We start from the raw sequence: 22,562 nt of genomic DNA, 5'->3' as shown, positions 1-22,562 counted from the left end.
GCCTGGGGTCACGAGGTTCGCGGGCTTTGCCCGCGCCTACTCCTTGAACGCCCGCTCCAGCGCGTCGTTGATGGTCCGCAGGACCTTGACCCGCGCCCAGCGCTTGTCATTAGCCTCGATCAGCGTCCAAGGCGCGATCTCGGTGCTGGTACGGTCGACCATGTCGCCAACCGCCTCGCGGTACTGGCCCCACTTCTTGCGGTTGCGCCAGTCATCCTCGGTGATCTTGTAGCGTTTGAACGGGGTTTCCTCACGCTCCTTGAAACGTTCCAACTGGGTTTGCTCGTCGATGGCCAGCCAGAACTTGACCACCACCACCCCCGCCTCGGTGAGCTGTTCCTCGAAATCGTTGATCTCGCTATACGCCCGTAGCCAGTCCGCCGGCTCGCAGAAGCCCTCCACGCGCTCCACCAAAACGCGCCCGTACCAGGAGCGGTCGAAGATGGTGAACTGCCGCCGCGCCGGAATGTGCCGCCAAAAGCGCCACAGGTAGGGCTGTGCGCGCTCCTCTTCGGTCGGCGCCGCCACTGGGATGATGTGGTATTGACGCGGGTCCAGCGCCGCGGCCACTCGCCGGATGGCCCCGCCTTTGCCGGCGGCATCGTTACCTTCGAACACCGCGACCAGGGCATGCCTGCGCATGTGCTTGTGGCGCAGCAGCGTGGCCAGGCGGGCCTGCTCTTCAATGAGCTGGCGCTGATAATCGGCTTTCTCCAGCGACAGGCTTAGGTCCAGAGCGTCCAGCACGGTGCGCTGGTCCAGGCTCTTGCCCAAGGGCGGCACCGCCTGCTCGACCGGCCGTTGCGGGGCATTGAGCCGCGCCTGCAGGCCTTCGAGCAGGATATTGCCCACCGCCAGGCTGCGATAATTGCTGTCTTGGCCTTCGATCACATGCCAAGGCGCGTATTCACGGCTGCTACGGCGCAACACCCGTTCGCCGAAGCGCACGAAACGGTCGTAGGTCTTGGATTGTTGCCAATCCAATGGGCTGATTCGCCAGCTATGCAGGGGATCGTCCTTGAGGGACTTGAGCCGATGTTTCATCTGCTTCTTGGACAGGTGAAACCAGAATTTGAAGATCAGTGCGCCTTCGTCGCAGAGCATCTGCTCCAGCCGCTCCGCCTGATTGATGGCTTGGTCCAGCACCGCATCCTTGAAGTCCCCATGCACGCGGCCCTGGATCATCTGGCTGTACCAATTGCCGAAGAACACGCCCATGCGCCCTTTCGCTGGCAGCTGCCGCCAATACCGCCAGATCGGCGGCCGGGCCAGCTCTTCGTCGGTCTGCTCGTCGAAGGTGCGCACTTCGATCAAGCGCGGGTCCATCCATTCGCTCAACAGCTTGACTGTCTCGCCTTTGCCGGCGCCTTCAATGCCATTGATCAACACAATGACCGGAAAGCGGCCCTGCTGCTTGAGTTCATATTGGGCTTCGAGCAGCGCCTCACGCAGGGCTGGCACCGCGGCCTTGTAAGCGTCGTCATCGACGGCGTGGCCGATTTCGGCGGATTCAAACATAGGCAAAACTCCTTCTGGCTGCTTATCTGGACAGCGCCTTCTGGCAGAATACTGCGCCTGTTTCCCCTAAGACCCAGCCAAGCCCTATGCCTAGCGTTATCTCCCCTGCCCAGCTTGATTGGGACGAAAACGGCCAGCCGCTCTCGCGCGTTTTCGGCGACGTGTATTTTTCCAGCCAGGCGGCCCTGGACGAGACACGCTACGTATTCCTCGAGCAGAACCGCTTGGAGCAGCGCTTCGCCGCCCTTGCCGATGGCGAGTGCCTGGTGATCGGTGAAACCGGCTTTGGCACCGGCATGAACTTTCTTTGCGCCTGGCGGCTGTTCGAGGCCTCGGCGATACCTGGGGCACGGCTGCACTTCATCAGCACGGAGAAATTCCCGCTGGCCCTCGCGGATCTCCAGCGCGCGTTGGCGCTATGGCCCGAGCTGGCACCTTGGGCAACGGCGCTGCAAAACGCCTACCGGGCCATGCATGACGGCCCGCAGCGCCTGGTGTTCGACGGCGGCCGGGTAACCCTGACGCTGCTGATCGGTGATGCCCAGGCCCAGCTCGGGCAGTTGCAGGGGCGTGTCGATGCCTGGTTCCTAGACGGTTTCGCACCGGCGAAAAACCCTGAGATGTGGACCGCCGAGCTGTTCAGCGAAGTGGCCCGGCTATCCGCCGAAGGTGCGACCCTGGGCACGTTCAGCGCGGCCGGCACGGTACGCCGAGGGCTGATCGCGGCGGGTTTCAAGATGAAACGGCTGCCGGGCCTGGGGAAGAAATGGGAGATCATGCGCGGCGAATTCGTCGGCGCCCCAGCGTTACCAGGCAAGCCCTGGTTCGCCTATCCGCCCAAGGCCCTCGGCGAGCGCCAGGCACTGGTGGTAGGCGCGGGCCTGGCGGGCTGTGCCACGGCGGCAAGCCTGGCGGCACGTGGCTGGCAGGTAACGCTGCTCGAGCGCCACGGGCAGATCGCCAACGAGGCTTCGGGTAACCCCCAGGGCGTGCTTTACCTGAAGTTGTCCGCCCATGGCACCGCCCTGTCGCAGTTGATCCTTGGCGGCTTTGGGTACACCCGCCGGTTGCTCGAGCGGCTGGAGCGCGGCAGTGCCTGGGATGCCTGCGGGGTGCTGCAACTGGCGACCAGCGCCGCTGAAGCCGCGCGCCAACAGGCACTGGCCACTGCGTTTACCCCCAGCCTGCTGCACCAGGTGAGCGCGGCCGAGGCCAGTGAGCACGCTGGTGTGCCCTTGCCGGCAGGCGGCCTGTGGTTCCCCGAAGGCGGGTGGGTGCACCCGCCCGCCTTGTGCGCGCAGCTTGCCCGCCACCCTAACATCCAGCTGCGGCCATACCATGACGTGCTGCGCCTAGCCCGTGAAGGATCACTGTGGCACGCCTGGGCCGGGGAGCGGCTGCTGGCCAGCGCGCCGGTGGTGGTCCTGGCCTGCGCCGCGCAGGTACGAGCCTTCGAGCAGACTGCCACACTGCCGCTCAAGCCCGTTCGTGGCCAGATCACCCGCCTGCCCGCCACCGCCGCCAGCGCCGCGCTGGCGACCGTGGTGTGCGCCGAGGGTTACGTAGCGCCAGCGCGTGAGGGCGAACACACCCTGGGTGCCAGCTTTGACTTTCAGCGCGTGGATGACCAGCCCAGCGTGGCTGAGCACAATCACAACCTGGCGCTGCTGCAAGGCATTTCGCCCGACCTGGCCGAGCGCCTGGCCCCTGCCGCGCCCGAGGCGCTGCAAGGCCGTGTGGGCTTGCGGTGCACCAGCCCAGACTACCTGCCGATCGTCGGCCCGGTAGCCGAGGCTGGCCTCTTTGCCGAGGCCTACCAAGGGCTGCGGCGCAATGCCCGGGCCGCTATCAGCGAGCCCTGCCCTTGGTTGCCAGGGCTGTGGGTGAACACCGGGCATGGTTCCCGAGGGTTGATCACCGCGCCGCTGTCTGGCGAGTTGATCGCCGCCTGGCTGGAACATGAACCTCTGCCCGTGGCCCGGCAAGTAGCCGAGGCTTGCCACCCCAACCGCTTCGCCGTACGCCGCCTGGGCAAGGGCGGCGCTGGCGGCTAAAGCACCAGGCCGATAGCCCGCCGACCGGCGGGCATTGCAGAAACGAACCAAGCGGCCGATAAGCTGTAGCATGGCTGGGCAAATTGATATCACTGCCCCCTCCCTCCGTCCGCTGCGGAAGAAACCGACGATGCAATCAGTTCCGATGCCTATCAACGAAGCAGCTCGCCTGCGCCGCCTAGCGGACCTGTGCCTGCTCGAAGGCACCCGGGACCCGGTGTTCGAAGACATCATCGAGCTGCTGCAGGCTTACTTCGACGCCCCCATAGCGCTGATCTCGATCCTTGAAGAGCAGCGCCAATGGTTCAAGGCCAGCCGCGGCCTGTGCATCCGGGAAACGCCCCGGGACATGTCCTTCTGCACGTATGCGATTTTGTCAGACGCGCTGTTCGTGGTACCCGATGCGTTGGAGGACGAGCGCTTTCGGGATAACCCGTTGGTCACCGGCCCGCCGTACATCCGCTTTTACGCCGGCATGCCGCTGGTGACCGAGGACGGCCTGGGGCTGGGCAGCCTGTGCATCATCGACAACCAGCCGCGCCCGCCACTGAACGAACACCAGGCCTCGGCGTTGAAACGCTTCGCTGCGCTGGTGATGCAGCGCATCCTCAGCCTGCGCGACCTCAATTACCGGGATCAACAAACCGGGATGCTCAACCGTGCCCGGCTCGAACAAGACATTCTTACCCGGCGCGGCGAACAGGCCCACTCGCTGGTAGCGATCGACGTAGTGTCGCCGCAGATGCTCAACGACATCGTCAAGGCCCTGGGCTATCAGTTCTCCCAGGACCTGATGCTCACCATCCATGCCGAGCTCACCGCCTTGCTGCCGGCCAAGACGAACATCTATCGGATAAGCCAGACCCGCTTCGGGTTCTTTCTGGACGGTGGTCGGGGGCCAGCCAGCGAGGCATTGTTCGCCGCCATCCTAGAGCGCTTCAAGCAGCCATTGTTCTGCGGCGGCATTCCCATCCAGACCCAGGTCGGGATCGGTGCCATCGAGCTGTCCCATAGCCAAGCTAGCCTCCCGGACTGGCTGCGCATGGTTGTCAGCGCCTCCGACGACGCCCGCACCAAGGGCAAGGGCTCGGGCTGGTATGAGCCTGGGCTGGGCCGTGCGCAACAGCGCGCCTTCATGCTGCTTAGCGCCCTCGCCGAGGCGCTGCAAAGCGGCGATCAACTGCGCCTGGCCTACCAGCCGCGCTTCGATGCCCACAGCGGCGCGTTGCTGTCGGCCGAGGCGTTGCTGCGCTGGGAGCACCCTTTCCTTGGCGCGCTGAGCCCAGGGGAATTCATTCCGCTGGCCGAGCGTACGTCGATGATTCGACCGCTGAGCCTCTGGGTGATCCGCCAGGCGGTGAACCAGGCGACAGGCTGGTATCGGGCCGGCATGCCGCTGAAGGTCTCGGTCAACGTCTCGGCCGAGGACTTGGACGGCGCGCAGTTCACCGACAACTTGCTCACCCTGCTGGCCGACACAGGGTTGCCGCCGCAGCTGCTGGAACTGGAATTCACCGAAAGCGCGGTGTGCCAGAGCCCGGAGCTGGTGCGCGAGCAGCTCGAGCGGCTGCGCCGGGTGGGCATCGATGTGGCCATCGATGACTTCGGCACCGGCTACAGCAACTGGACCTACCTGCGCCAACTGCCCGCTACCGCAGTGAAGCTGGACCGCTCGCTGATCTGCAATATCAGCAGCGACGAACGCGACCGCCGGCTGGTGGAAACCCTGATCGGCCTCGGCCTGCGCTTGGGTTACCGGATCGTCGCCGAGGGTATCGAATGCGCCGACACCCTCGAAGTGCTGCGGCGTGCCGGGTGTCATGAAGTACAAGGCTTTTTCCTCGCGCGCCCGATGGAGTTGCACGCCCTTGAGAGCTGGCGCGCGGCGAGGGAAACGGCATAGCTCATAACGCTATAGGTCCGCGCAACGCGGAGAACCGGCCAGGGTCATTCCGCCAGCTTGTCGGTTTCTGCCGGTGAGACAAGGCTTCGATAGCCTTCAGGAAATCCGCCTCAACCCGATCGGCCGGGAACGATCCGCCCCTCCCTGCCCTCCAAAAAGCCAAGCCCCTGTCAACGCGCCGCTCTAACGCGCGCTCTGTGCAGGGCCCTGCGCTACTGGCCGAGTGTTTTCGCGGCCTGGTCGGACGTGTCACCAGGCGACTTTCGCACCACCTCCCCGCAGGCGGCCCCCACTGGGCCCCTGGCCTCCAGTAGCGCTAAACGCTGACAGCCAAAGGTTTAGCTACATGTGTGGAATCGCAGGAGAGCTCCGTTTCGATCAGCAACCCGCCGACCTGGGCGCAATCGAGCGCATCACCCATCACCTCGCCCCTCGGGGCCCCGATGCCTGGGGCTTCCACAGCCAGGGCCCAGTGGCGCTCGGCCATCGCCGGCTGAAAATCATGGACCTGTCCGATTGCTCGGCGCAGCCGATGGTGGACGGCCAGTTGGGGCTGGCGCTGGCGTTCAACGGCGCGATCTATAACTACCCGGAACTGCGCAAGGAGCTCGAAGGCCTCGGCTACAGCTTCTATTCGGACGGCGACACCGAAGTGCTGCTCAAGGGCTATCACGCCTGGCGTGAAGCGTTGCTGCCCAAACTCAACGGCATGTTCGCCTTCGCCGTGTGGGAGCGCGACACCCAACGGCTGTTCCTCGCGCGAGACCGGCTTGGGGTCAAGCCCCTGTACCTGTCGCGCAACGGCAGCCGGCTGCGCTTCGCCTCGACCCTGCCAGCGCTGCTCAAGGGCGGCGACATCGACCCGATGCTCGACCCCATCGGCCTCAACCATTACCTGAACTTCCATGCCGTGGTGCCCGCGCCGCGTACCGTGCTGGCCAATGTGCAGAAGCTGGCCCCGGCCACCTGGCTGCGCATCGACGCGGACGGCCGCAGCGAGGAAAAAACCTGGTGGGCGCTGCCCTACGGCCCTTCGGCCGAAGAGCGTTCGCTCGACCTGGAAGGCTGGGTGGACCGCGTGCTGGAGGCTACCCGCGAAGCCGTAGCCATTCGCCAACGGGCGGCGGTAGACGTAGGCGTGCTGCTCTCCGGCGGGGTGGATTCGAGCATGCTGGTGGGGCTGCTGCGTGAGGCCGGCGTGGAGGACCTGTCCACCTTCTCCATCGGTTTCGAAGACGCCGGCGGCGAGCGCGGCGATGAATTCCAGTATTCGGACCTGATCGCCCGTCACTACGGGACCCGCCACCACCAGTTGCGTATTGCCGAGAAGGAGATCATCGAGCAACTGCCCGCGGCGTTCCGCGCCATGAGCGAGCCGATGGTCAGCCACGACTGCATCGCCTTCTACCTGCTCTCGCGTGAAGTGGCCAAGCACTGCAAGGTCGTGCAGAGCGGACAGGGTGCGGATGAGCTGTTTGCTGGCTATCACTGGTACCCGCAGGTCGATGGCGCTAGCGATGCCTTTACCGCCTACCGCAAGGCCTTCTTCGACCGCGACTATGCCGAATACGCCGACACCGTGCAGCCGCGCTGGCGCCTGGACCACGATGCCGCGGGCGACTTCGTACGCGAACACTTCGCCATGCCGGGCGCCGACGCTGCGGTAGACAAGGCGCTGCGCCTGGACAGCACGGTGATGCTGGTAGAGGACCCGGTAAAACGGGTAGACAACATGACCATGGCCTGGGGCCTGGAAGCGCGTACGCCCTTCCTTGACTACCGCCTGGTGGAGCTTTCGGCGCGCATTCCTGGCCGCTTCAAGCTGCCCGACGGCGGCAAGCAGGTGCTCAAGGAAGCGGCGCGGCGGGTGATCCCCAGCGAGGTGATCGACCGTAAGAAGGGGTATTTCCCAGTGCCAGGGCTCAAGCACCTCGAAGGCGCCACCTTGGGCTGGGTGCGCGACCTGCTGCTGGACTCCAGCCAGGACCGCGGCCTGTTCAACCCAACCCGCGTGGACGCCTTGCTGACCGACCCGCAGGGGCAACTCACCCCCCTGCATGGCTCGAAGCTGTGGCAGCTGGCGGCCTTGAACCTGTGGCTCAGCGAGCAGGGAATCTAACCGATGAAAGCCCATGCGCAATCTGTAAGCCAACGCCTGCAACGCGGCCAACCACCTTCCTATGAACGCCTGCAAGCGATGTGCGCCGAAGACGGCCTGCCGCTGGCCGGCACACCGCGCCCATTGCACTGCGGTTGGGGCCGGCTGTTGATGGGTCACACCTGGCCTTCACCGCAGGAGCTGGCGGACGAGCTGCTCAAGGAACGACCAGGCGAGCGGGACATCGCACTCTACGTGGCAGCGCCCCAGCAAGTGCTGGCGCAGGCGCCGCAGCAACTGTTCCTGGACCCGTCCGATACCCTCCGCCTGTGGTTCAGCGACTACCGCCCGGCCCAACGGGTATTTCGCGGCTTCCGCGTGCGCCGCGCCTGCACGCCGCAGGACTGGGAGTCGATCAACCAGTTGTACCGCAAGCGGCGCATGCTGCCGCTGGATCCGGCGCTGCTCACCCCAAGGCACCAGGGCGGCCCGGTGTATTGGCTGGCTGAGGACGAGAACGATGGCGCGGTCATCGGCAGCGTGATGGGGCTCAACCATCGCACTGCCTTCCAGGACCCTGAAGGCGGCAGCAGCCTGTGGTGCCTGGCGGTCGACCCGCGCTGTACCCGGCCGGGTGTTGGCGAAGTGCTGGTACGCCACTTGGTGGAACACTTCATGAGCCGCGGGCTGGCCTTCCTCGACCTGTCGGTGATGCACGACAACCGCCTGGCCAAGAACCTCTACGCCAAGCTCGGCTTCCGCACGCTGCCGACCTTCGCGGTCAAGTGCAAGAACAGCATCAACCAGAAGCTGTTCCTGGGCCCAGGCCCGGCCGCGGACTTGAACCCCTATGCCCGCATCATCGTCGATGAGGCCTTCCGCCGCGGCATCGACGTGCAGGTGGACGACGCCGAACACGGCCTGTTCACGCTAAGCCATGGCGGGCGCAAGATCCGTTGTCGTGAATCGCTGTGCGACCTCACCAGCTCGATCAGCGTGATGCTTTGCCAGGACAAAAGCCTGACCCACAAAACGCTTGCCGCCGCAGGTTTGTCGCTGCCCGCCCAGCAACTGGCGGCCAGTGCCGACGATAACGAAGGCTTTCTCGAGGAACATGGCCGGATCGTGGTCAAGCCGCTGGACGGCGAGCAGGGCCTGGGGGTGGCCGTGGACCTGCGCACCCTCGACGAGGTGCAGGCTGCCATCGAGGTGGCGCACCAGTATGACAGCCAGGTGCTGCTGGAAAGCTTCCATGAGGGCGCGGACCTGCGCATCGTGGTCATCGGCTTTGAAGTGGTGGCCGCGGCCATCCGCCGCCCGGCGCAGGTCGTCGGCGATGGCCAACACAGCGTTCACCAGTTGATCGAGGCACAGAGCCGTCGGCGCCAGGCGGCCACGGGGGGCGAGAGCCGCATTCCGCTGGATCGGGAAACGGAACGCACGGTGCAGGCAGCGGGCTACGAGTACAGCAGCATCCTGCCGGACGGCGAGACGCTAGCAGTGCGCAAGACCGCCAACCTGCACACTGGCGGGCACCTGGAGGACGTCACCGACATTCTCCACCCCACCCTGCGCGAGGCGGCCATCCAGGCCGCGCGGGCGCTGGACATTCCGGTGGTAGGGCTGGACTTGCTAGTGCCCGCGGCGGACCAACCCGAGTACGTGTTCATCGAGGCTAACGAACGCGTGGGCCTAGCCAATCATGAGCCACGGCCGACCGCGGAACGCTTCATCGATTTGCTGTTCCCACATATACAGCCTGCGCGCTGATCCCGCACGCCGGCCGCTTGGGGGCTCCCCCGGCGGCCGGCGCCTAAGCGCGGTTGCCGCGCCCTCTGCGTATCCCCGAGGAGAGAATTGATGTCCAACATCCCCGAGCCGGATATGAACTATCTGCGCAAGGTGCTGCTGGAAATGCTTGCCATTCCCAGCCCCACCGGTTTTACCGACACCATCGTGCGCTATGTTGCCGAGTGCCTAGAAGGCCTGGGCATTCCGTACGAACTCACCCGCCGCGGCACCCTCAGGGCGACCTTGAAGGGTAAACGCAGCTCCCCCGACCGGGCCGTTTCATCCCACCTCGATACCATCGGTGCGATCGTGCGGACCATCCAGGACAACGGCCGCCTTGGGTTGGCGCCGGTGGGGTGCTGGTCGAGCCGGTTCGCTGAAGGCAGCCGGGTGAGCGTATTCACCGACACCGGCATCGTGCGCGGCAGCGTACTGCCGCTGATGGCCTCTGGGCACGCGTTCAACACCGCCGTGGACCAGATGCCCATCACGTGGGACCACGTGGAGCTGCGCCTTGACGCTTACTCCGCCACCCGTGCCGACGCCGAAGCGCTGGGGGTGAATATCGGTGACTTCGTGGCCTTCGACCCCCTGCCTGAGTTCACGGACAGCGGCCATATCAGCGCCCGCCACCTGGACGACAAAGCGGGCGTCGCGGCAGTGCTCACTGCGCTCAAAGCCATCGTCGACAGCGGCGTGGAACCGCTGATCGACTGCCACCCGCTGTTCACCATCACCGAAGAAACCGGCTCCGGCGCCGCCGGCGCATTGCCGTGGGACGTGAGTGAGTTTGTGGGGGTGGACATTGCCCCGGTCGCTCCAGGGCAGCACTCGAGCGAACACGCGGTAAGCGTGGCCATGCAGGATTCCAGCGGGCCCTATGACTACCATCTTTCGCGTCACCTGCTGCGGCTGGCGCAGGACCACGCCCTGCCGGTACGCCGGGACCTGTTCCGTTATTACTACAGCGACGCGCATTCGGCGGTGACCGCCGGCCATGACATCCGCGCCGCATTACTGGCGTTCGGCTGCGACGCCACTCATGGCTACGAACGGACCCATATCGACAGCCTCGCCGCGCTCAGCCGCTTGCTCGCGGCGTATATGCTCAGCCCGCCGGTGTTCGCCAGCGATGCCGACCCGGCCAACGCCTCGCTTGCCAACTTCAGCAAGCAGATCGAGCACGAAGCGCATATGGAGAGCGATACCCGGGTGCCGGCCGTAGATGAGGTAATTGGCAAGTGAGCCGTTCAAGCGAGGGTGTTGCCTGGGGTAAGCTAGGCGCTGTCTCTTACCTGGGGTTCACCCTTGCTTATCCCTTATGACCAACTCGCGCCCGACACCCTTAACCGGCTGATCGAGGACTTCGTCACCCGCGACGGCACCGACAACGGTGACGAGACCCCGCTGCAAACCAGGGTACTGCGGGTGCGTCAGGCCCTGGCCAAAGGCCAGGCGTTTATCCTGTTCGATGCCGATAGCCAACAGTGCCAACTGCTGGCTCGGCATGATGTGCCACGAGAATTGCTCGAAGGCTAAGCGCTTAGCGGCCGGACGCAGCGATGCGCTCGCTGCGCTCGATTTGCAGGCGTTTATAGATCTCCGCCCGATGCACCTCCACCCGGCGGGGGGCGGCAATACCCAATCTCACCTGATTGCCGCTTACCGAGAGAATCTTGAGGCGGATGTCATCGCCGATGATGATTTCCTCACCCACCGCTCTGGTCAGTACAAGCATGGTTCGCGTCCTTTCTTGGTTGGGACCCCGAGCCTGCCCTGTAACGCGGGTGTATTCAACGCGTAGGCACCGGATTCGCCCCTACGAGGCAAAAATTGGACACTTTCCTACAAAGGATTGAAACCAAGTTGAGCGAATTAAAGCGCAGCCGCGGCCCGCAGGCTGGTGCCAGCCCAACCTACCTTGCAGAAGTCGACGAAGCCCGCGAACTGGCTCAAGAAGAAAACCGTGGCCCAAACAGCACCAAGGTGGCCCCTGCCAGGCAAATGAACACGCCCAGCCAGTCGGTCCATAGCGGCCGGCTGCGCTCGACCAGCGCCAGCCAACCAAGGGAAGCTGCAATGTAGATACCCCCGTAGGCGGCGTAGGCGCGGCCAGCGTAGGCGGCCTCCACCCGCGTGAGCAGCAATGCGAAGCAGGTCAGGCTGAGCAGGCCGGCCACGGCCCAGAGCGGGCCCTTGCCCAGGCGCAGCCAGAGATAGAACCCATAGCAACCGGCGATTTCGAACAGCGCCGCCAAGGCGAACCAGAGGTAATTCAGCACTGTGGGCTCCTGTGACCAGTCTGGCGGCGATCATACGTCAGGACGCTGACTTGGCCCTCATCCGATCGGCCATGTAGGCCATTTCCGCGTAGAGCGTTTCGGGATTGCGGCACTTGCCGGCCCAGGCCTGGCGCCCGGCGTCGTGAGGGAGAATCATGAACACCTCTTCAGCGACCTGCTGGTAGAGGTAATCGGCGATGTCGCTGGCGCTGATCGGCGAGCTTTCCAGCAGCTTGCCTACCGCAGCTTTCATTTCTGGCGTGGGGCCTCGGAAGGAGTCCAGCAGGTTGGTCTGGAAGAAAGACGGGCAAAGTACATGGACCTTCACCCCGACCCCGCGCAGTTCCACCAGCAGGCTTTCGGAGAGCGCGACCACACCGGCCTTGGCAACGTTGTAATTGCTCATGCCCGGCCCTTGCATGAGGGCAGCCATGGAAGCGACGTTGATGATCCGCCCCTGGCTCTGCTGGATCAGCGGCAGGAACGCCTTGCAGCCTTTGACCACCCCCATCAGGTTGATCGACAGCTGCCAGTCCCAGTCCTCCAGTGACAGCTCGCTGAAGAAGCCGCCAGAGGCGACCCCAGCGTTATTGACCAGCACATCTATGCCGCCCAGCTGCGCTTCGCAGGCCTCGGCGAAGGCGCTGAGCTGGCTGTAGTCGCGCACATCGCAGCGGCGGATAAAGCCATCGCCGCCCGCCGCCTGGACCATCCGCAGGGTCTCCTGCAGGCGCGTTTCGTCGAGGTCGCACAACGCTAGCCGCCAGCCTTCCCGGGCCCAGCGCAGGGCAATCTCCCGACCCAGGCCGGAACCGGCCCCGGTCACCATCATGCGGTTGCTCATGCTTTGTCTCCTGCTGGCGATGTTCGCGAAGCCTAGTGGGCCGTGGCCTTGCGGATAACGATCATCAGCGCGCTGAATGCCGGGACCGGCTTCACGGTATTTCAAACTTTTTGCGTACACCAGGAGTCGTATGAACAAGCGGACGGCACCCTCGCCCGCAAAACCCGCGGCCCGTTGCCGCACAGGATCTTAAAAAAAGGAATCCGCCATGGGCACCATACTTATCATCATCCTGATTCTGCTGCTGATCGGTGGTTTACCCGTCTTCCCCCACTCACGCAGCTGGGGTTACGGGCCATCCGGCATCATCGGTACCGTCTTGGTCATCCTGTTGATTCTGGTGTTGCTCGGGAAGATATAGTTGGCCTGACAGCCTGTAATGCAAAACCCCGAGCGGTGGACCTTCCACCCTCGGGGTTTTGTTTTTTGGCGCTTGTAGCAGTCGGGGGCGCTCGCGACCAGCCGTAACAACGGTTTAAGGCCCGTCGCACGCACGCTCGGCTGCTACGGGGATAGCCTAAGCTCCAAACTCAATGAGACACCGCGCCACTGGCACCCAGGCCGGTTTGCGACCGCACGAACTGCGGGAAGAACAGCGCGCGTTCCTGGTCGGCGGCAGCAGACTTGTCGGTGATCGAGAAGAACCAGATGCCCACGAACGCCACCGTGATGGAGAACAGCGCCGGGTATTCGTAGGGGTAGATCGGAGTCGGATGGCCGAGGATCTGCACCCAGATGGTCGGGCCGAGGATCATCAGCGCTACCGCCGTGAGCAACCCAAGCCAACCCCCGATCATCGCGCCGCGGGTAGTGAGCTTTTTCCAGTACATGGAAAGCAGCAGCACCGGGAAGTTACAGCTGGCCGCGATCGAGAATGCCAGGCCGACCATGAACGCGATGTTCTGCTTCTCGAACAGAATGCCCAGGCCGATCGCCAGGACGCCGAGGGCGATGGTGGTGATCTTCGACACGCGAATTTCATCTTTCTCGTTGGCGTGGCCTTTCTTCAGCACCGACGCATACAGGTCGTGGGATACCGCCGAGGCCCCGGCCAGGGTGAGCCCGGCCACGACCGCGAGGATGGTGGCGAAGGCGACCGCGGAGATGAACCCGAGGAACACGCTACCGCCCACGGCATTGGCCAAGTGCACCGCCGCCATGTTGTTACCGCCCAGCAACGCACCGGTGGCGTCCTTGAAGTCCGGGTTGGTGCTCACCAGCAAAATCGCGCCAAAACCGATGATGAACGTGAGGATGTAGAAGTACCCAATGAAACCGGTGGCGTAGAGCACGCTTTTGCGCGCTTCCTTGGCATCGCCCACGGTGAAGAAGCGCATCAGGATGTGTGGCAGGCCAGCGGTGCCGAACATCAGCGCCAGGCCCAGGGAGAAGGCCGAGATCGGGTCCTTCACCAAGCCACCGGGGCTCATGATCGCCGCGCCCTTCGGGTGCACCTTGATCGCTTCGGAGAACAGGGTGTTGAAATCGAAGTTCACGTGCTTCATCACCATCAGCGCCATGAAGCTTGCGCCAGACAGTAACAGCACCGCCTTGATGATCTGCACCCAGGTAGTGGCGAGCATGCCGCCGAACAGCACGTACAGGCACATCAGAATACCCACTAACACCACGGCTACTGCGTAGTCCAGGCCGAACAGCAGCTGAATCAGCTTGCCGGCGCCAACCATCTGCGCGATCAGGTAGAAGGCCACCACCACCAGGGACCCGCACGCCGACAGGGTGCGGATTTCCTTCTGCTTGAGCCGGTAGGAAGCGACGTCGGCGAAGGTGTACTTGCCCAAGTTGCGCAAGCGCTCGGCGATCAGGAACAGGATGATCGGCCAGCCCACCAGGAAGCCGATGGAGTAGATCAGCCCGTCGTAGCCGGAGCCGAACACCAGCGCGGAAATACCCAGAAAAGACGCCGCCGACATGTAGTCCCCGGCAATCGCCAGGCCATTCTGGAAACCGGTGATGCGCCCACCGGCGGCGTAGTAGTCCGACGCCGAGCGGTTACGCTTGGACGCCCAATAGGTGATGCACAGGGTGGCGCCCACGAAGACCACGAACATGACGATGGCGGCCACGTTCAGGGGTTGTTTCTGGACTGCGCCGGAGATGGCGTCTGCTGCCATCGCCGAGGGCGCCAGGGCGATGCTGGCCAGTGCTGCAAAGAGGCCGCGGCTCATAGCTGCACCTCCTTGAGCAGGGCCTGGTTCATAGCGTCGAATTCCCCATTGGCGCGCTGCACATAAATAGCCGTGAGCACGAACGCCGAAACGATCAGCCCCACCCCGATCGGGATGCCCCAGGTGATGGATGAACCTTCGCTAAGCCGCGTGCCCAACACTTGCGGGGCGTACGCGATCAGCAGGATAAACGCTGAGTAGAGGCCGAGCATGATCGCCGAAAGAATCCAGGCGAAACGCTCGCGTTTGGCCACCAGCTCCTTGAAGCGGGGGTTGTTCTGTATTGCCAGATAGATGCTGTCGTTCATTGTTTTTGTCTCCGCAGCACGGTTTTAGTGGAACCTTATCCACTGTAGGCCCAGCTGAAGAGAACAATAGACGACCTTAGTCTAAGGTACGCGGCGCAGCAGCTGCCGCTAGCCCGCGAACGAGGCCGGCAAGGACCTACGCCGGCCGGTTCACGGGCTTCGCACGCTCCTACTGCGTCCACTCCTTGACCCTGTCCGGATGCTTGGCGATCCAGGCCTTGGCCACGGCTTCAGGCTTGCCGCCGTCCTGGATAGCCAGCATGACCTCGCCAATCTCGTTGGCATCGGTCCAGGTGAATTTCTTCAGGAAGGCCACGACCTCCGGCGCCTTAGCTTCCAAGCCCTTGCTGCCAACACTGTCGACGTGCTCGGCGGCACCGTAGACGCCTTTGGGGTCATCCAAGAAGCGCAGCTTCCACTTGGCGAACATCCAGTGCGGTACCCACCCGGTCACAGCGATGGATTGCTGCTTGTCGTAGGCACGGCCCAGTTCAGCGGTCATGGCAGCGCCAGAGCTGGCCTGCAATTTATAGCCGTCGAGAGCGTAATCCTTGATGGCCTGGTCAGTCTTGAGCATCACCCCGGAGCCTGCGTCGATGCCGACGATCTTCTTGCCGAAGCTGTCGTCGGTTTTCAGGTCTGCCACGCTTTTCGCCTTGACGTAATCGGGCACGATCAGCCCGATTTTCGCGTCGTTGAAATTCGGCCCGTAGTCCACGACCTTGTCTTTGTTCTTTTCCCAGTACTCGCCGTGGGTCACCGGCAACCAGGCCGAAAGCATCAGGTCCAGTTTCCCGGTGGCCACGCCCTGCCACATGATGCCGGTGGCCACAGGCATCAGTTTTACGTCATAGCCAAGCTTTTGCTTGATCACCTCCGCTGCCACGAAAGTGGTCGCCACGCTGTCCGACCAACCGTCCACGTAGCCGATGCTCAGTTCGGCCTTGGCGCTGGCCAGGCCAGACCCCATGGCCAGCACCAGTGCGGCCCCCGCTCCCCATAATGTTCGCGCTTTCATGTTCGCTCCCCATCAAGGCTATGCCCGGTGTACCGGGCTTGCATGTGTTGGCGTGGTGCACGGCGATGCGTGCTTGCGCGCCTTCGCCGCACACTGTTTGTCGGCGGCTAGCCGACTGGCTGATCATCGGCTTGTACGTCCCGGCTGCCGGTTCTGTGTGCGACCTGTAGCGGGTGATCCGCGACACCACTTAGCCATCAAAGGGCCGCTCGCCCGTTCCTTGCATGTTCAACGGCAACCTTTCGAAAACGCACGAACAAGGTAAGATCGGCACACTTTTCGCCGCTTGGCCCGTTCATGCGTTCGACTACCCCCCGCCTCAGCCCTCTCTGGGGCATGTCTACCTTCCTTGCCCTGTGCGCGCTGCTCGGTTTCTGGTACTTCCAGGGCCGGCCCGTAGCGCTGCCGGATGCGACGTTGCCCGGGCAGCGCCTGCAATGCGCGTCTTACTCCCCGTTCGGCAAGGACCAGTCACCGTTCGACCAGCCCTTGGCGATCCGCCAGAGCCAGCTGGACAGCGACCTGGCAGTGCTGAGCACCCGCTTCAGCTGCCTACGTACGTACTCGATGACTGGGCTCGAAACCTTGCCTGAGCTGGCCCGCGCCCACGGCCTGAAGCTGATGCTCGGCGCCTGGGTCAACAGCGACCCAGCCGACACCCAGAAAGAGCTCGACGCGCTGGTAGCCGCCGCCAATGCCTATCCGGATGTGGTGCAGGCTGTGATCGTCGGCAACGAAGTGTTGCTGCGCAAGGAGGCGACCGGTGAGCGCATGGCTGCGCTGGTGCGGCAGGTGAAAGCGCGAGTGCACCAGCCGGTGACTTACGCCGATGTGTGGGAATACTGGACGCTCTATCCGCAAGTGGCGCCGGAGGTGGACTTCATCACTGTGCACCTGTTGCCGTACTGGGAGGACGTCCCTTACGGCGTGGGCACGGCGCTCGCCCATGTGCAGGCCATCCACGACGACTTCGCCCGGCGCTTCGCACCCAAGCCGGTGATGATTGGCGAAACCGGATGGCCCAGCCAGGGGCGGCGCCGCGAAACCGCGGAGCCAGGGCCGGTGAACCAGGCGCGCTTCGTACGAGGCTTCGTGCACTTGGCCGACCGCCTTGGCTGGCAATACAACCTGATCGAGGCCATCGACCAGCCCTGGAAGCGTAATAACGAAGGCGCCGTGGGCGGCTACTGGGGGATGTTCGACGCGGATCGGCAGGACAAGGGCGTGTTGTTCGGGCCCATCAGCAACTTGCCGGGCTGGCGCGGCTGGCTTGCAGGCTCGGCGCTGTTGACACTGGCGTTGCTGGCGGTGGCCGGCCGGCCGCGGTCAAGACGCGCAGGCCTGGCCCTGCCCTGGATCAGCGCGGCAGCGGCGGCCAGCCTGGCCTGCTGGGCCCGCCAGACGTCGGTGGATGCACGCTATCTGGGCGAATGGGCCTGGGCACTGGGCCTAGGGGCGCTGAGCTTGGCAATGCTGGCCGATGCTGTGCTGCAACTGGGCTCGCTTGCTGGCTGGCGGCAACGCGCACTGGGCATGCTGGGACGTTACCGCCGGCCACTGGCACTGGCCGCCGGCTTCGCCATGGCCGTCGAGGTGCTGTGGATGGTCTTTGACCCGCGTTATCGCAACTTCGCGACCGCGGGGCTGCTGATACCCGTGTTGTGCCTGGTGTGGCGCCCAGTTCAACTGCCCCGGCCCAGTGCCCGGCTGCTCGCCGCGGTGTGCGCGGCGGGAGTTCCCCTGCAACTGCTGCGCGAGGGTTGGCAGAACCCCTACGCCTGGGCGTGGGCGGTGTTGAGTGGTGCCATGGCGTACGGGCTGTATAAGCCCGGGCGCATGCCAGCGGGAGCATCCATCCAGGGCCGCTAAAACGCTAGGCACCTAAGGGCTGGTCCTCGGGCTCTGCCCAAGCCCACAGGAGGGCGTTGCCGTTCGTGCCAACCGCAACCCGGCGAGCATCACCGCCACCGCCGCCAGCGACGTGGTGTACAGCACCAGCCCCGGCACCGCCAGCACCAGGCCCCAAGCCGCAGCGATCCGCCCGCGCCGGGCGCTCAACACCCAGCCCAGCGCCGCCAGGGCCAGGCCGGCGCAGGGCAGCACCGCCCAGTGAATCATCAGCCCTAGCCCGGCTCGCACTTGGCACGGCAAGCGCTCGGGCGCCTCGGCGCAGGCGCCAACCCAGGCCGTATGCTCCATCAGCCCATAGCGCACGGCATAGGCCATGGCCACCCAGGCGGCGAGTGCCAGCAATGCGCCGACCCGATAATTACGTTGCTTCATAGGCTTTACCCTGGTTCACGGAACCGCGATGATGAGCCCGCGACGGCCCGCACAAAAGCGCCGCGATACTCTACATGTCAGGGATGAAATCGGTGTATCGTCTCGCTCCACCCGCTGCGTTCGGCTGCGTGGCAAAAACATTCCAAGGGGTTGGCAACTTGCTATCACGGCGGTTGTCTAGTCAGCATCTCGTCGTCAGGAAACATCACATGCTTCGATCTTTGCGCCTCGCTGCCCTATTGGGCGGCCTCGTTATGAGCGCGTTCTCGCTGGCCAAGGATATCGACCCGGCCAGCTACGGTTTTCCGCTGACCAACCCGTTCGAAGCGACCATCGCTTCCACGCCGCCAGACCTGCGCCCCAAACTGCCGCTCGACGACGACATCGACCAGGCCGACTACACCTTGAACATCCGCCCGGAACGTGAGTTCAGCCTGCCAGACAACTTCTGGCCGGTGAAAAAGCTGCGTTATCGCCTGGCGGAGCAGGATCACGCGGCGCCGCTGATCTTCCTGATCGCGGGCACCGGCGCGGCCTATAACAGCACCCTGAACGAATACCTGAAAAAGCTCTTCTACCAAGAGGGCTACCACGTGGTGCAGTTGTCGTCGCCGACCAGCTACGACTTCATGAGCGGGGCCTCGCGCTTCGCTACGCCGGGCATCAGCACCGAAGACGCCGAAGACCTCTACCGGGTGATGCAAGGCGTGCGCGCGCAGCACCCCAAGTTGCCGGTGACCGAGTACTACCTCAGCGGTTATAGCCTCGGTGGCTTGGACGCAGCCTTCGTCAGCAAGCTCGACGAAACCCGCCGCAGTTTCAACTTCAAGAAGGTGCTGCTGCTCAACCCGCCGGTGAACCTGTATACGTCCATCAACAACCTGGACAAGCTCACCCAGACCGAAGTAAAGGGCATCAACAACAGCACCACCTTCTATGAACTGGTGCTCAAGAAGCTCACCCGTTACTTCCAGCAGAAGGGTTACATCGACCTCAACGAAGCCCTGCTGTATGACTTCCAGCAATCCAAGCAGCATCTTTCCAACGAGCAGATGGCCATGCTCATCGGGGTGTCGTTCCGCTTCTCGGCGGCGGATATAGCTTTCACCTCAGACTTGATCAACCGCCGCGGCCTGATCATCCCGCCCAAATATCCGATCCGTGAGGGCACCAGCCTGACCGACTTCATGCGCCGGGCGATGCAGTGTGACTTCGACTGCTACATGACCGAGCAGGTGATCCCGATGTGGCGCGCCCGCACCGATGGCGGCAGCGTGCTGCAACTGATCGACCAGGTCAGCCTGTATGCACTCAAGGACTACTTGCAAAGCAGCAGCAAGATCGCGGTGATGCATAACGCCGACGACGTGATCCTCGGCCCTGGCGACATCGGCTTCTTGCGTAAAACCTTTGGGGACCGGCTGACCCTTTACCCGTATGGCGGGCATTGCGGCAACCTCAACTACCGCGTCAACAGCGACGCTATTCTGGAGTTCTTCCGTGGTTAAACAAGTCCTGCTCATTGCCGCGCTGCTGTGCGCAGGCGCCGCCCAGGCCGACGACGGCCGTGCCGCCACAGATCCGGATGGTTTCAAGGAGCCGCTCAAGCAGCTCAAGTTCAACCCGGGGCTGGATCAACGGGAGTTCGAGCGCTCTACGTTGAGCGCGCTGAATGTCTACGACCCGCTGGAGTCGTGGAACCGCCGCGTGTACCACTTCAACTACCGTTTCGATGAGTGGGTGTTCCTGCCGGTGGTGCGTGGTTACCGCTATGTGACCCCAAGCTTCCTGCGCACCGGGGTGAGCAACTTCTTCAACAACCTGGGCGACGTCAGCAACCTGCTCAACGCCTTGCTACAGCTCAAGGGCAAGCGTTCGCTGGACATCAGCGGGCGGCTGCTGGTCAACACCACCTTGGGTATCGCCGGGCTCTGGGACCCCGCCACCCACTTCGGCCTGCCACGGCAGAACGAGGACTTCGGCCAGACCCTGGGTTATTACGGCGTGCCGGAAGGCCCTTACGTAGTGCTGCCGATCTTGGGCCCGTCCAACCTGCGTGATACCACCGGTTTGCTCACTGACTTCGCCGCCGAATCGCAGATCAACTTCCTCAACGTGAGCGACGAAAGCAGCCGGCATCCAGAGATCCTGCTCTTGCGCGCTATCGACCGGCGCTACACCAACAGCTTCCGCTATGGGCAGCTGAACTCGCCGTTCGAATACGAGAAAGTGCGCTACGTGTATACCGAGGCGCGCAAGCTGCAGATCAGCGAGTGATCTCCTCAAGCCCCGGCGCCTTCCTGGAACGCCCCTGTGGGGCCGGGCAAGGCCGGGGTGACCACCAGTTCGCGGGCTGGCGCCAGCCCGTACCGGCCCCGCCCCCTTCGTTCAGCGCTTCGGGTACAGCCGTGGCGCACCCTCGGGCCGTGACTTGAAGCGCCGGTGCGCCCACAGGTACTGCTCCGGGCATTCCCGGATGACGGCCTCGACCCATTGGTTGATCCGCAGGCAGTCCTGCTCCTCCGTCTCGGCGGGGAAGTCCGTCAGCGGCGGGTGCACCACCAGCCGATAACCGCTGCCGTCGGCCAAGCGTTGCTGGGTGAAGGGAATGACCCGCGCCTTGCCCAGCCGGGCAAATTTGCTGGTCGCCGTAACCGTGGCCGCGGGAATCCCGAACAGCGGTACGAACAAACTTTGCTTGGCTCCGTAGTCCTGGTCTGGCGCGTACCAGATCGCCCGCCCCTTGCGCAGCAACTTGAGCATGCCCCGCACGTCTTCGCGCTCCACGGCGAGGGCGTCCAGGTTATGCCGCTCGCGCCCGCGCCGTTGGATGTAGTCGAACAGCGGGTTGCCGTGCTCGCGGTACATCCCATCGATGGTGTGCTGTTGGCCGAGCAGGGCCGCGCCGATCTCCAGGGTAGTGAAATGCGCCGCCATCAGGATCGCACCCTCTCCCGCCGCCTGGACCTCGCGCAGGTGCTCGAGCCCGTCGATATGCGCGAGCCGCGCCAGCCGGGCGCGCGGCCACCACCAGCTCATCGCCATCTCGAAAAAGGCGATGCCGGTTGAGCGAAAGTTTTCCTTGAGTAGGCGGGCACGCTCCCTGGCGCTTTTTTCGGGGAAACAAAGTTCGAGGTTCCGCGCGGCGATCAGGCGCCTATCGGTAGCGAAAAAGCCCATCAACCGCCCCAGCAACCCACCCAGGCGCAGCAGCAGCGGATAAGGCAGCTGCACCGTCAGCCACAGCAGCCCGAGCCCTAGCCACAGCGGCCAGAAGCGGGGATGAAGAAAGGCGCGGCGAAACTGCGGTCGTTGCATGAAGATTTCCGGGCTAAGGCAAAGCCGCGCATTCTACATGGGTTGCGCACAGCTTGCGGCTGGCAAGCGTTCTCGCTATAAGTCACGGCACTTTTCGCGACAAGGCGACATTTGCCGACCATGAGCCAAACCGAACCTCAGCAGCAGGAAGCCGTATTCCAACTGAAGGGCAGCATGCTCGCCATCACCGTGCTGGAGCTGGCTCGCAACGACCTCGAAGGCCTCGACCGCCAGTTGGCGGCCAAGGTAGCCCAGGCGCCGAACTTCTTCAGCAACACCCCCCTGGTGCTGGCACTCGACAAGCTGCCAGCAGGCGAAGGTTCCATCGACCTGCCCGGGCTGATGCGAGTGTGCCGCCACCATGGCCTGCGCACCCTGGCCATCCGTGCCGCGCGCATCGAAGACATCGCTGCAGCCATCGCCATCGACCTGCCCGTGCTGCCGCCGTCCAACGCACGGGAGCGGCCGGTGGAACCGGTTGAAGAACGCAAGCCAGCCGCCGAACCCGCACCACCGGTGGTAGAAGCCCCGCCCGCACCGCAGTTGCAGCCTACCCGGGTGATCACCACACCGGTGCGGGGCGGCCAGCAGATCTACGCCCAGGGCGGTGACTTGGTGGTGGTGTCGTCGGTGAGTTCCGGGGCGGAACTTCTCGCCGATGGCAACATCCATGTCTACGGCCCCATGCGTGGCCGGGCGCTGGCGGGCATCAAGGGGGATGCCCGGGCACGTATTTTCTGCCAGCAACTGGGCGCCGAACTCGTGTCCATCGCAGGTCAGTACAAGGTCGCCGAAGACCTTCGGCGCGACCCGCTCTGGGGCACAGCGGTGCAGATCAGCCTCATTGCCGATGTGTTGAACATCACCCGCCTTTAACGGATACTGCCGCCATTTTATGCGTAACTTGTTTGGCAAACGGCGTTTTCGCCGGCGTTACGCACCTCAATAAGCATTCG

At 64.0% G+C, this 22,562-nt stretch carries 20 protein-coding genes; 11 read left to right on the top strand and 9 right to left on the bottom strand.

Going from position 1 to position 22,562, the window contains the following annotated elements:
• Positions 1–36 precede the first annotated feature (36 nt).
• Entirely contained in the window at positions 37–1,518 is a 1,482-nt protein-coding gene (gene pap, locus OGL93_RS02920; protein WP_263260868.1) for a polyphosphate:AMP phosphotransferase, read from the bottom strand.
• Positions 1,519–1,604: 86 nt separating this feature from the next.
• Here pap and mnmC point away from each other — a divergent pair, with 86 nt between their 5' ends.
• From mnmC to OGL93_RS02890, 6 genes are all read left to right on the top strand, one after another.
• Positions 1,605–3,572: a bifunctional tRNA (5-methylaminomethyl-2-thiouridine)(34)-methyltransferase MnmD/FAD-dependent 5-carboxymethylaminomethyl-2-thiouridine(34) oxidoreductase MnmC gene (mnmC, locus tag OGL93_RS02915; protein ID WP_263260867.1), complete on the top strand. Its 1,968-nt coding sequence runs from the start codon at positions 1,605–1,607 to the stop codon at positions 3,570–3,572.
• A 130-nt stretch (positions 3,573–3,702) separates the two neighbouring features.
• Positions 3,703–5,475: a sensor domain-containing phosphodiesterase gene (locus OGL93_RS02910; RefSeq protein WP_263260866.1), complete on the top strand. Its 1,773-nt coding sequence runs from the start codon at positions 3,703–3,705 to the stop codon at positions 5,473–5,475.
• A 346-nt stretch (positions 5,476–5,821) separates the two neighbouring features.
• Positions 5,822–7,594, top strand: coding sequence for an N-acetylglutaminylglutamine amidotransferase (locus OGL93_RS02905; RefSeq protein ID WP_263260865.1), 1,773 nt, complete (start codon positions 5,822–5,824; stop codon positions 7,592–7,594).
• A 3-nt stretch (positions 7,595–7,597) separates the two neighbouring features.
• Positions 7,598–9,343 carry an N-acetylglutaminylglutamine synthetase gene (ngg, locus tag OGL93_RS02900; protein WP_263260864.1) on the top strand — a complete coding sequence of 582 codons (1,746 nt, stop codon included), beginning with the start codon at positions 7,598–7,600 and terminating at the stop codon, positions 9,341–9,343.
• 90 nt (positions 9,344–9,433) lie between these two features.
• Positions 9,434–10,609 (top strand): osmoprotectant NAGGN system M42 family peptidase, encoded by a 1,176-nt coding sequence (locus tag OGL93_RS02895; RefSeq protein WP_263260863.1) that lies wholly within the window; start codon positions 9,434–9,436, stop codon positions 10,607–10,609.
• Positions 10,610–10,672: 63 nt separating this feature from the next.
• The gene (locus OGL93_RS02890; RefSeq protein ID WP_263260862.1) at positions 10,673–10,903 is read left to right on the top strand and encodes a YheU family protein; all 231 of its coding nucleotides are present in this window, start codon (positions 10,673–10,675) and stop codon (positions 10,901–10,903) included.
• A 4-nt stretch (positions 10,904–10,907) separates the two neighbouring features.
• Here OGL93_RS02890 and csrA read toward each other — a convergent pair whose 3' ends face one another.
• From csrA to OGL93_RS02875, 3 genes are all read right to left on the bottom strand, one after another.
• The gene (csrA, locus tag OGL93_RS02885) at positions 10,908–11,102 is read right to left on the bottom strand and encodes a carbon storage regulator CsrA (RefSeq protein WP_263260861.1); all 195 of its coding nucleotides are present in this window, start codon (positions 11,100–11,102) and stop codon (positions 10,908–10,910) included.
• 214 nt (positions 11,103–11,316) lie between these two features.
• Entirely contained in the window at positions 11,317–11,646 is a 330-nt protein-coding gene (locus tag OGL93_RS02880; protein ID WP_263260860.1) for a YnfA family protein, read from the bottom strand.
• A gap of 37 nt (positions 11,647–11,683) precedes the next feature.
• A complete protein-coding gene (locus tag OGL93_RS02875) occupies positions 11,684–12,490 on the bottom strand; it encodes an SDR family oxidoreductase (RefSeq protein ID WP_263260859.1) in 807 nt (268 codons plus the stop codon).
• Positions 12,491–12,698: 208 nt separating this feature from the next.
• Between OGL93_RS02875 and OGL93_RS02870 the strand changes: the two genes are divergently transcribed.
• On the top strand, positions 12,699–12,851 hold the full coding sequence (locus OGL93_RS02870; protein ID WP_225772438.1) for a DUF3309 family protein: 153 nt from the start codon (positions 12,699–12,701) through the stop codon (positions 12,849–12,851).
• A gap of 169 nt (positions 12,852–13,020) precedes the next feature.
• Here OGL93_RS02870 and OGL93_RS02865 read toward each other — a convergent pair whose 3' ends face one another.
• From OGL93_RS02865 to OGL93_RS02855, 3 genes are all read right to left on the bottom strand, one after another.
• Positions 13,021–14,679 (bottom strand): cation acetate symporter, encoded by a 1,659-nt coding sequence (locus OGL93_RS02865; RefSeq protein ID WP_263260858.1) that lies wholly within the window; start codon positions 14,677–14,679, stop codon positions 13,021–13,023.
• The gene (locus tag OGL93_RS02860) at positions 14,676–14,987 is read right to left on the bottom strand and encodes a DUF485 domain-containing protein (protein WP_263260857.1); all 312 of its coding nucleotides are present in this window, start codon (positions 14,985–14,987) and stop codon (positions 14,676–14,678) included. Before OGL93_RS02860 ends, OGL93_RS02865 begins: the two co-directional genes overlap by 4 nt.
• 169 nt (positions 14,988–15,156) lie before the next feature.
• The gene (locus OGL93_RS02855) at positions 15,157–16,005 is read right to left on the bottom strand and encodes a glycine betaine ABC transporter substrate-binding protein (protein ID WP_263260856.1); all 849 of its coding nucleotides are present in this window, start codon (positions 16,003–16,005) and stop codon (positions 15,157–15,159) included.
• A 297-nt stretch (positions 16,006–16,302) separates the two neighbouring features.
• Here OGL93_RS02855 and OGL93_RS02850 point away from each other — a divergent pair, with 297 nt between their 5' ends.
• Complete coding sequence (locus OGL93_RS02850; RefSeq protein ID WP_263260855.1) at positions 16,303–17,874, top strand: beta (1-6) glucans synthase; 1,572 nt, start codon at positions 16,303–16,305, stop codon at positions 17,872–17,874.
• Positions 17,875–17,886: 12 nt separating this feature from the next.
• On the opposite strand, the gene OGL93_RS02845 is transcribed toward OGL93_RS02850, so the two are convergent.
• Positions 17,887–18,288 carry a hypothetical protein gene (locus OGL93_RS02845; RefSeq protein WP_263260854.1) on the bottom strand — a complete coding sequence of 134 codons (402 nt, stop codon included), beginning with the start codon at positions 18,286–18,288 and terminating at the stop codon, positions 17,887–17,889.
• 209 nt (positions 18,289–18,497) lie between these two features.
• Here OGL93_RS02845 and OGL93_RS02840 point away from each other — a divergent pair, with 209 nt between their 5' ends.
• Both OGL93_RS02840 and OGL93_RS02835 read left to right on the top strand, forming a co-directional pair.
• On the top strand, positions 18,498–19,796 hold the full coding sequence (locus OGL93_RS02840) for a serine/threonine protein kinase (RefSeq protein WP_263260853.1): 1,299 nt from the start codon (positions 18,498–18,500) through the stop codon (positions 19,794–19,796).
• Positions 19,789–20,565, top strand: coding sequence for a VacJ family lipoprotein (locus OGL93_RS02835; protein ID WP_263260852.1), 777 nt, complete (start codon positions 19,789–19,791; stop codon positions 20,563–20,565). The genes OGL93_RS02840 and OGL93_RS02835 overlap by 8 nt, the downstream gene beginning before the upstream one ends.
• A 111-nt stretch (positions 20,566–20,676) precedes the next feature.
• On the opposite strand, the gene OGL93_RS02830 is transcribed toward OGL93_RS02835, so the two are convergent.
• Positions 20,677–21,606, bottom strand: a complete 930-nt coding sequence (locus OGL93_RS02830) for a lipid A biosynthesis lauroyl acyltransferase (RefSeq protein ID WP_263260851.1) — start codon at positions 21,604–21,606, stop codon at positions 20,677–20,679.
• A 120-nt stretch (positions 21,607–21,726) separates the two neighbouring features.
• On the opposite strand from OGL93_RS02830, the gene minC reads away from it, so the two are divergent.
• The gene (gene minC / locus OGL93_RS02825; protein ID WP_263260850.1) at positions 21,727–22,482 is read left to right on the top strand and encodes a septum site-determining protein MinC; all 756 of its coding nucleotides are present in this window, start codon (positions 21,727–21,729) and stop codon (positions 22,480–22,482) included.
• Positions 22,483–22,562 lie beyond the last annotated feature (80 nt).

Origin of the sequence: Pseudomonas sp. RIT-PI-S, assembly GCF_025642975.1 — a bacterium.
GTDB lineage: Bacteria > Pseudomonadota > Gammaproteobacteria > Pseudomonadales > Pseudomonadaceae > Aquipseudomonas.
The sequence above is the reverse complement of the archived record's forward strand: the minus strand, read 5'-3'. Positions and strand labels throughout refer to the sequence as shown.